The sequence below is a fragment of the Pseudoalteromonas aurantia genome (assembly GCF_005886875.1).
Taxonomy (GTDB): domain Bacteria; phylum Pseudomonadota; class Gammaproteobacteria; order Enterobacterales; family Alteromonadaceae; genus Pseudoalteromonas; species Pseudoalteromonas aurantia_A.
Map to the genome: position 1 here is coordinate 1 of NZ_PNBY01000185.1, position 248 is coordinate 248.

The following is a 248-nucleotide window of genomic DNA, read 5'->3' on the forward strand; positions in this document are numbered from 1 at the left end:
GAAGCTGGTATTGTAAACGTGAACGACGAAGTTGAAATCGTAGGTATGAAAGAAACGACGAAGACAACTTGTACAGGTGTTGAAATGTTCCGTAAGCTTCTAGACGAAGGTCGTGCGGGTGAGAACATTGGTGCACTTTTACGTGGTACTAAGCGTGAAGACGTTGAACGTGGTCAAGTACTAGCGAAGCCTGGTTCAATCACTCCACACACGAAGTTCACTTCAGAGGTATACGTACTTTCGAAAGA

1 protein-coding gene is annotated in these 248 nt (G+C 44.8%); it reads left to right on the forward strand.

Annotated elements, in window-relative coordinates; all coding sequences use genetic code 11:
* A partial coding sequence (locus tag CWC18_RS20410; protein ID WP_249930161.1) for an EF-Tu/IF-2/RF-3 family GTPase occupies positions 1-248 on the forward strand: 248 nt, incomplete at both ends.